Source organism: Kitasatospora sp. MY 5-36 (assembly GCF_001182915.1).
Lineage (GTDB): Bacteria > Actinomycetota > Actinomycetes > Streptomycetales > Streptomycetaceae > Kitasatospora.
The window spans coordinates 1-6,920 of record NZ_LFVW01000608.1; the positions used below are offsets into that span (position 1 = coordinate 1).

The 6,920-nt window shown below is 74.7% G+C and carries 5 protein-coding genes, 1 tRNA gene and 1 pseudogene; 5 read left to right on the top strand and 2 right to left on the bottom strand.

What is annotated here, in order from left to right:
• The 4 genes and pseudogenes from AE652_RS31460 to AE652_RS31475 all read left to right on the top strand — a co-directional run.
• Positions 1-357 (top strand): annotated as a pseudogene (locus AE652_RS31460) (hypothetical protein); the annotation flags it as partial.
• A 185-nt stretch (positions 358-542) separates the two neighbouring features.
• Positions 543-616: transfer RNA gene (locus tag AE652_RS31465), tRNA-Ala, on the top strand.
• A gap of 351 nt (positions 617-967) precedes the next feature.
• Positions 968-2,170, top strand: a complete 1,203-nt coding sequence (locus AE652_RS31470) for a glycosyltransferase 87 family protein (protein WP_234348610.1) — start codon at positions 968-970, stop codon at positions 2,168-2,170.
• Positions 2,171-2,214: 44 nt separating this feature from the next.
• Positions 2,215-3,834, top strand: a complete 1,620-nt coding sequence (locus AE652_RS31475; RefSeq protein ID WP_234348611.1) for a DUF2079 domain-containing protein — start codon at positions 2,215-2,217, stop codon at positions 3,832-3,834.
• A 64-nt stretch (positions 3,835-3,898) separates the two neighbouring features.
• Here the strand turns inward: AE652_RS31475 and AE652_RS31480 are convergent, their stop codons facing one another.
• Together AE652_RS31480 and AE652_RS31485 are read right to left on the bottom strand one after the other, a co-directional pair.
• Positions 3,899-4,789 carry a hypothetical protein gene (locus tag AE652_RS31480; RefSeq protein WP_063780330.1) on the bottom strand — a complete coding sequence of 297 codons (891 nt, stop codon included), beginning with the start codon at positions 4,787-4,789 and terminating at the stop codon, positions 3,899-3,901.
• A gap of 2 nt (positions 4,790-4,791) precedes the next feature.
• Positions 4,792-6,120 carry a VWA domain-containing protein gene (locus AE652_RS31485; RefSeq protein WP_074001269.1) on the bottom strand — a complete coding sequence of 443 codons (1,329 nt, stop codon included), beginning with the start codon at positions 6,118-6,120 and terminating at the stop codon, positions 4,792-4,794.
• Positions 6,121-6,288: 168 nt separating this feature from the next.
• Between AE652_RS31485 and AE652_RS31490 the strand changes: the two genes are divergently transcribed.
• Positions 6,289-6,920, top strand: a 632-nt coding sequence (locus tag AE652_RS31490) for an ATP-binding cassette domain-containing protein (RefSeq protein ID WP_049657730.1), incomplete at its 3' end; no start/stop codon positions are given.

Genomic DNA, 6,920 nt, shown 5'->3' on the forward strand with positions numbered 1-6,920 from the left:
CCCGCCGGGGAGCGGCCCGCGCGCCGTTCCCACCTGCGGCTGGCCGCCGACCCCGAGCAGGCCACCGTCTCGGTGCCCTCCGCCTCCGCGGTGGCCGAGGCGACCGAGCACGAGGAGTGGGTCGACGGCATGCGCGAGCGCGGCGCGGCCGGGCCGGACTCCTGGGAGCCGGTGCCCGTCCCGCTGCCGACCTATGTGACCGCCCCGGTCGCCCCCCGGGTCTCCCGCGGCCTCGACCTGTCGGCCCCCGGCACCTGGACCGCCGGGCGCCCCGCCGAGTCCCGCAAGACCCCGCTCTTCGACCAGTACGCCGAGCCCCAGGCTCCCGAGTCGCGCCCGCGCGCGGCCAACGAGTGACGGGGGCCGGGGGTCGGCCCCCGGCCCGCCCGTACGCCGCGACGCACCCGCCCGATGCCGCCCCGCCCGCCACCGCGGGCGGGGCGGCCCGCGTTCGGGGCGAGCCCCCTGGCCACCCCGGCCGGCACCGTGATCCGGGGGTGGTCACGGACCCCCTCCGAAAGGTGCTAGAGTTTCTTCTCGTTGGGGCTGTGGCGCAGTCCGGTAGCGCACCTCGTTCGCATCGAGGGGGTCAGGGGTTCGAATCCCCTCAGCTCCACCCAACAGACCGGCTCCGGCCGGTCGACGAAATCCCGCCGGGAGGCAACTCCCGGCGGGATTTCGCGTTTTGGGGTCCGGGCCCGGTGCCGACCCCGACCCGGGGCCCGGTGTGGGGGAGGTCACATCGCCCCTCCGGGCCCGTTTCTGACGCGGTTTGGGGCTCAGGGGGGTCGGTTATGGTGGGTGGGCCCAGACGGCGACGAGGGAACGATCTGGTCTATCTCGACGGGGTGCCATCGCGGTGCGCGAGTTCGGTCTGAAACGGTGGGTGCGGCGGTCCGGTCCGGAAGGGTCCGGCGACGCGGCGGAAACCGGAAGGCCGAATTCCTGGACCCTTCCGGCGGCCTGTGTGGCGGCGGTTTCACTGGCGGTGTTCGCCTGGTTCCGGCACGTCCACGGGGCCACCATGGTCGACATGCTGGTCTACCGGGCCGAGGGCCAGGCGGTGGTCCGCGGCGAGGACCTGTACGCGATGCGGCTGCCCGGCTGGGACCTGCCGGCCACCTACCCGCCGTTCGCGGCGATGCTCTTCGTGCCGAGCACCTGGTTCGACGTGAGCACCCTGCGCGTCCTGGTGATGCTCCTCAACTACGCGCTGCTCGCCGCGGCCGTGCACCTGTCGCTCAAGCTGGCCGGCTGGCCGAAGCGGCACCGCGCGGCCGTGGTGGTCCTGGCCACCGGCCTCGGCGTCTGGCTGGAGCCGGTCTTCACCACCTTCCAGTACGGCCAGGTCAACCTCGGCATACTCTGCCTGGTCCTGTGGGACCTGACCCGGCCGGACAGCCACCGCCTCAAGGGCGTGGGCATCGGCCTGGCCACCGCCATCAAGATCACCCCGGGCCTGTTCGCCGTCTACCTGTTCCTGACCGGCCGGGTCCGGGCCGCCTTCGTCTCGGCCGGCACCTTCCTGGCGGCGGGCCTGATCGGCTGGGCCCTCCTGCCCGACGCCTCGTACGGGTTCTGGACCACCTACCTCTGGGACCCGAGCCGGGTCGGCGTGACCGTCCTGGTGGACAACCAGTCGCTGCGCGGCGCCGTCTGCCGGCTGCTCGACGTCAACGACCCGGGCCTGGTCGGGGTCGTCGCCTCGGCGCTGGTCGCGGTGTTCGGGCTCGGGGTGGCGGTACTGGCCGGCCGCTCGGCGCGGGTGCTGCGGCGGGCCGACGCCTGGGGCGCGGTCTGCGCCGCGCTCACCGCGCTGCTGGTCTCGCCGATCAGCTGGACCCACCACTGGGTCTGGTGTATCCCGCTGCTCGCCCTGCTGGCGGTGGAGGCCAGGACCACGGCCCGGCGGGTGCTGTTCGGCGTGACCGCGGCGGTCTTCCTCTCCCACGTGATGTGGGCGGTGCCGCACCGCTGGGGCCGCGGGGTCGCCTGGTACTGGCAGCTGCCCGGCGCGATCTACCCGCCGATCGCGATCGCCGTCCTGGTCGTCCTGGGCGTGCGGCTCTACCGCGCCCGGCGGCAGGCCGTGGACGCCGCCGGCGGCGGGGCCCTGACCCTGCTGACCGCCAGGCTGGACCGCGACCCCGCGCTGACGAACCGGACCTGACGGACCGGACCCACGGACCCCAGACCGGACGGACCAGACCAGACGTGACCACCCAGACCGCACCCCCGCCGCCGGCCGCCGCCGGGCCCGCCGTCCGCCGGATGGCCGCGGCCGTCCTGCTCGGCCCCGCCCGGCGCACCGCGCTGCTCACCGCGCTCTGCTTCGCGGTGACCTGCGCCATCGGCCTGCAGGGCTGGACGTCCGTCTCGCTCGGCGGCTTCGACCTCGGCATCTTCGACCAGGGTGTGCGCGGCTACGCCCACTTCGGGCTGCCCGTCTCGACGCTGAAGAGCTTCCACCACGAGTTCCCGCCCGGCTTCTCGCTGCTGGGCGACCACTTCTCGCCGGTGCTGGCGCTGCTCGCGCCGCTGTACTGGATCTGGGACGACCCGCGCTCGCTGATCATCGGGCAGTCGCTGCTGTTCGCGGCCGGCGTGCCGCTGATCCGGCGGATCGCCGGGTACGCCTTCGCCGGTGCCGAGCCGCGCACCGCCCGCCGGGCCGCCGACCTGGCCGGCCTGGTCTACGGGCTCGGCTGGCCGCTGCTGGTCGCCGCTCGGGTGGGCTTCCACGAGGTCGCCTTCGCGGTCCCGCTGACCCTGCTGATGCTGGAGCGCGGGCTGGCCCGCCGGTACGGCACGGTGCTGCTCGCCGCCCTGCTGCTGTGCTGCACCAAGGAGGACCTCGGCCTGCTGGTCGGGGCGTACGGGCTGGTGCTGCTGCTGCGCACCCGCCGCACCGACGACCGGGCGGGCCGCCGCACCGGCCTGGGACTGCTGCTGGGCGGGCCGGTCGCCTCGGCCGCCGCCATCACCTGGCTGATCCCGGCGATGGGCGGGGAACCGGGCTACTACTGGAACTACGGCTCGCTCGGCACGGACGGCGGCGACGCGCTGCGCAACCTGCTGCACGACCCGTTCCTGCTGGTGCAGGCCGCCTTCGACCAGCCGCTCAAGCCGCTGCTGCTGCTGTGGCTGTTCGGCACCATGCTGCTGCTGCCGCTGCGCTCGGCCACCGTGCTGTGCGCGGTGCCGCTGCTGGCCGAACGGATCCTGTCCAGCAACCCCAACCACTGGTCGATCGCCCGGCACTACGACTCGCTGCTGTGGCCGGTCCTGCTCACCGCCGCGATCGAGGTGCTGGGCCGGCTGAGCGCCGCCGGGCGGCCGGAGCGGAGCCTGCGGCGGGCCCGCCGGCTGGGCCTCGGCGCGGCCGGCATCGCGCTGGTGGCCGCGGTGCCGATCGGGCTGGTGCCGCTGGTCCTGCCGACCTCGTGGGTGCCCAAGCCGAGCGAGGCGGCGCTGGTGCGGGCGGCCGCGCTGATCCCGGACGGGGCGTCCGTCGAGGCGGACAACCAGATCGCGCCGCGGCTGACCGCCCGGACGGACGTGGTGCTGGTGGACGGCACACCGCGCGGGCGCGAGTACGTGCTCACCCGGGGCGACAAGCGGTCCTTCCCGTTCAAGACGGACAAGGAGCAGGCCGAGCGGATCCAGCTGCTGCTGGCGCACGGCTACCGGCAGCTGTGGGCCGAGGACGGGGTCGTGCTGCTGCACCGGGAGGGCGACGAGCCGATCCCCGGCGAGCACGTGCCGGGGCCGGGCAGCAAGCCGGTCCAGGACGAGGTCCCGACCGACGTCGGACACAACCTGTTCCGCGGCTGAGCGCGGGGCCCGGACACGCCGGAGGGCCGGCCGGAACGACGTCCGGCCGGCCCTCCGGGGCGGGTCAGGGGCGGTCCGAGCCGGTGTAGTGACCGCTCTGGTGGGAGCCCTGCGACGGGACGGCGCCGTAGTGGCCGGGCCGGTGGCCGCGCGGGTGCCGGGTCAGCCGGTAGCCGAGGATGCCGGCCAGCGCGGCCAGGAAGCCGCCGCCGATCGTCCAGTACCAGCGGCTGTTCCAGCCGGAGAACCAGCCGGTGTACCAGTGCTCCTCCTGGGCCACCGGGGCGGCCGCCTTGGCCGTGCTCGCGCCGCCGCCGGCCGGCGGGACCAGCGGGGCCTTCAGCTCGCCGCCCTCCGGCTGGGCGTTGTCCGCGTCGCCCTTGGCGGCGACGTGCAGCTGCACCGAGGAGGCCAGGCCGAGGTCCGGCTGCGGGACGTCGCTGACCGACAGCCGCACGTAGTAGGTGCCGGGCAGCGGGTCGCCGGACCACGGCTCGGCCCAGGTGCGGACCTCGCGCAGGGTGCAGTTCAGCGCCAGCGAGCCGGCGCTCTGCTCGGCGGTGGCGTTCTGGGTGCCGGCGGTGCACGCCTGGCGGCGGCGCAGCCCGTCGAAGACCTCGACGGACCAGGTCTGCGGGCCGTGCCGGTCGGCCGAGGGGGCCAGGCCGACGGTCAGGTTGACCGTCGGGGTCTGGCCCTCGGCGGCGCCGAACGCCCAGTACAGGTAGTCACCGGTGGAGACGGAGACGTTGGCGTCCTGGTTGGGCGAGAGGTTGACCGCGGTCAGGAAGGAGGTGCCGGCCTTGGTGGCCGGGGCCGGGGTGCCGCTCGCACTGGCCGAGGGGGACGGCGAGGCGGCCGAGGCGGCCGAGGCGGCCGGGGCGCCCAGGGCGCTCAGGGCCAGGGCGGGCAGCAGGGCGAGGGCGGCGAGGGCGCCGCGGATCGTCGTACGCATGGTCAGTTCTCCCGCCAGACGGCGATCCGCCAGCGCGCGATCCAGCCGAAGACCAGACCGAAGGCCAGGCCGGCCAGGGTGAGGGTGAGCAGCAGGATCCAGCCGCGGCCGAGGCCCATCGCGGCGCCCTCCGGGGCGGGCGAGGCGGAGGCCAGGTCGACGGTCAGCTCCAGCGGCAGGCCGGGGTCGGCCAGCACGCCGGCCTGCGGGGCCAGCGAGTTGCTGACGACCAGGCAGACCGTGGTCTCCGGCTTCTCCTTGGAGTCCTTGGTGGCCGTGGGGCTCGCGGTGACGTAGCCCTTGGAGTCGTCGGTGGACCAGCGCAGGCCGGTGGAGACCACGTCGGTGCGGCTGCTGCCGGCGTCGGTGCCGCGGACCAGTTCCTGGCCGGTCGCGCTGGTGGCCTGGAGCAGTACCCCGTAGTCGCGGGCCACCGGGCGGTCGAGGGCGACGCTGACCGAGGCGCGCAGCTCCTGGCCGGACTTGACCGGGACCTTGTAGACGCGGTGCTCGGAGAACTTCTCGCGGTCGGTGTAGACGCCCGGGGCGAGCACCGGGGCGCTCTCGCACTTGTCGGTGCCGGTGGTCTTGACCGGGGTCACCGTGTAGGTGTCGTTGGAGCGGTCGACCAGCTGCTTCACCTTGTCGGTGAGCTGCTCCTGGGTGCGGACGTCGGTGTAGGTGCCGCCGGTCGCGTTGGCGATGCAGAGCAGCTGCTGGCGGGTCTTGTCGTCGTGGGCCAGGCCCAGGGTGTCGACCACCAGGTGGATGCCCTGGGAGGCGAGTTCGCGGGCGACGTCACAGGGGTCGGGCGGGGTGCAGGTGTCCTCGCCGTCGGTGATCAGCACCACCCGGCGGGTGGTCTCGCCCTTGCCGAGGTCCTGCGCGGCGCCGCGCAGCGCCAGGCCGATCGGGGTCCAGCCGGTGGGGCGCAGGGTGGCGACGGCGGTCTTGGCCTCGACCTTGTTGGTCTTGCCGACCGGGTACAGCTGCTTGGTGTCCTGGCAGCCCTGGGCCTTGTCGTTGCCGGGGTAGTTCGCCCCCAGAGTGCGGATGCCGAACTCGGTCTCCGCGGGCAGCGCGTCGATCACCTCGTTCAGCGACTGCTGGGCCACCGCGATGCGGCTCTTGCCCTGGATGTCCGCCTCGCGCATGGAGCCGCTGACGTCCAGGACGAGGTCGACCCGGGGCGCCTCCTTGGTCGCGGGAGCGGCGCCGGCTGATGGTTCGTCGGCGTGGGCGGGCAGGCCGAGGAGCAGCGAGGCGCCCGTTATCGCCACTGCTGCCAGCAGGCTGCCGAGCCTGGTCTGTGGTCGTCGTCCGGTAGTCACCCGGCCGATCCTAGGGATCATCAGTTCGCGATGGCGAAACGGGCCCGGATCGTGCCTCAACCAGCCCCGGCGCGAACTCCGGTGCACAGTTGGGGAATCCGTACGTTCACGGCGGTCTTACGCGGCGTGGATAGCCTTCCTTTCACGACGGACTGGGGCGGGGGAGCGATGGAGCTGACGGCGGTCGGCAAGCGGTACGGGCGGCGGGAGCGGTGGATCCTGCGCGGGGTCGATCTGGCGGTCGGGCCGGGCGAGCTGGTGCGGATCGCCGGGCGGAACGGGAGCGGCAAGTCGACGCTGCTGCGGCTGGTCGCCGGGATCGAGCGTCCGAGCACGGGGCGGGTGGCGCGGCCCGGCCCGGCGGCGTACGTGCCCGAGCGCTTCCCGCCGGCGCTGCCCTTCGACGCCGCCTCCTACCTGCTGCGGGTGGGGCGGGTGCACGGGCTGTCGGCGGAGCGGGCGCGGCGGCGGGCGGGGGAGCTGCTGGACCGGTTCGGTGTCGCGGACCGGGCGGGCACGCCGTTGAGCCGGCTGTCGAAGGGCACCTGCCAGAAGGTCGCGGTCGCCCAGGCGCTGCTCCCCGAGGCGCGGGTGCTGCTGCTGGACGAGGCGTGGACCGGGCTGGACCCGGAGGCCCGGGCGGTGCTGGACGAGGCCGCCGCCGAGCGGGCGGCGGCGGGCGGCACGGTGCTGTTCGTCGACCACGACCCGGCCCGGCTGGCCGGGGTGACCAGCGCCGCGTACCGGGTCGGTGCGGACGGCGTGCTGCGGCCGGTCGAGGACGGGGTGCCGGAACCGGC

Coding starts and splice junctions, on each gene's coding strand:
- AE652_RS31480 (WP_063780330.1), bottom strand. CDS start 4,789: ATGCGTACGACGATCCGCGGCGCCCTCGCCGCCCTCGCCCTGCTGCCC.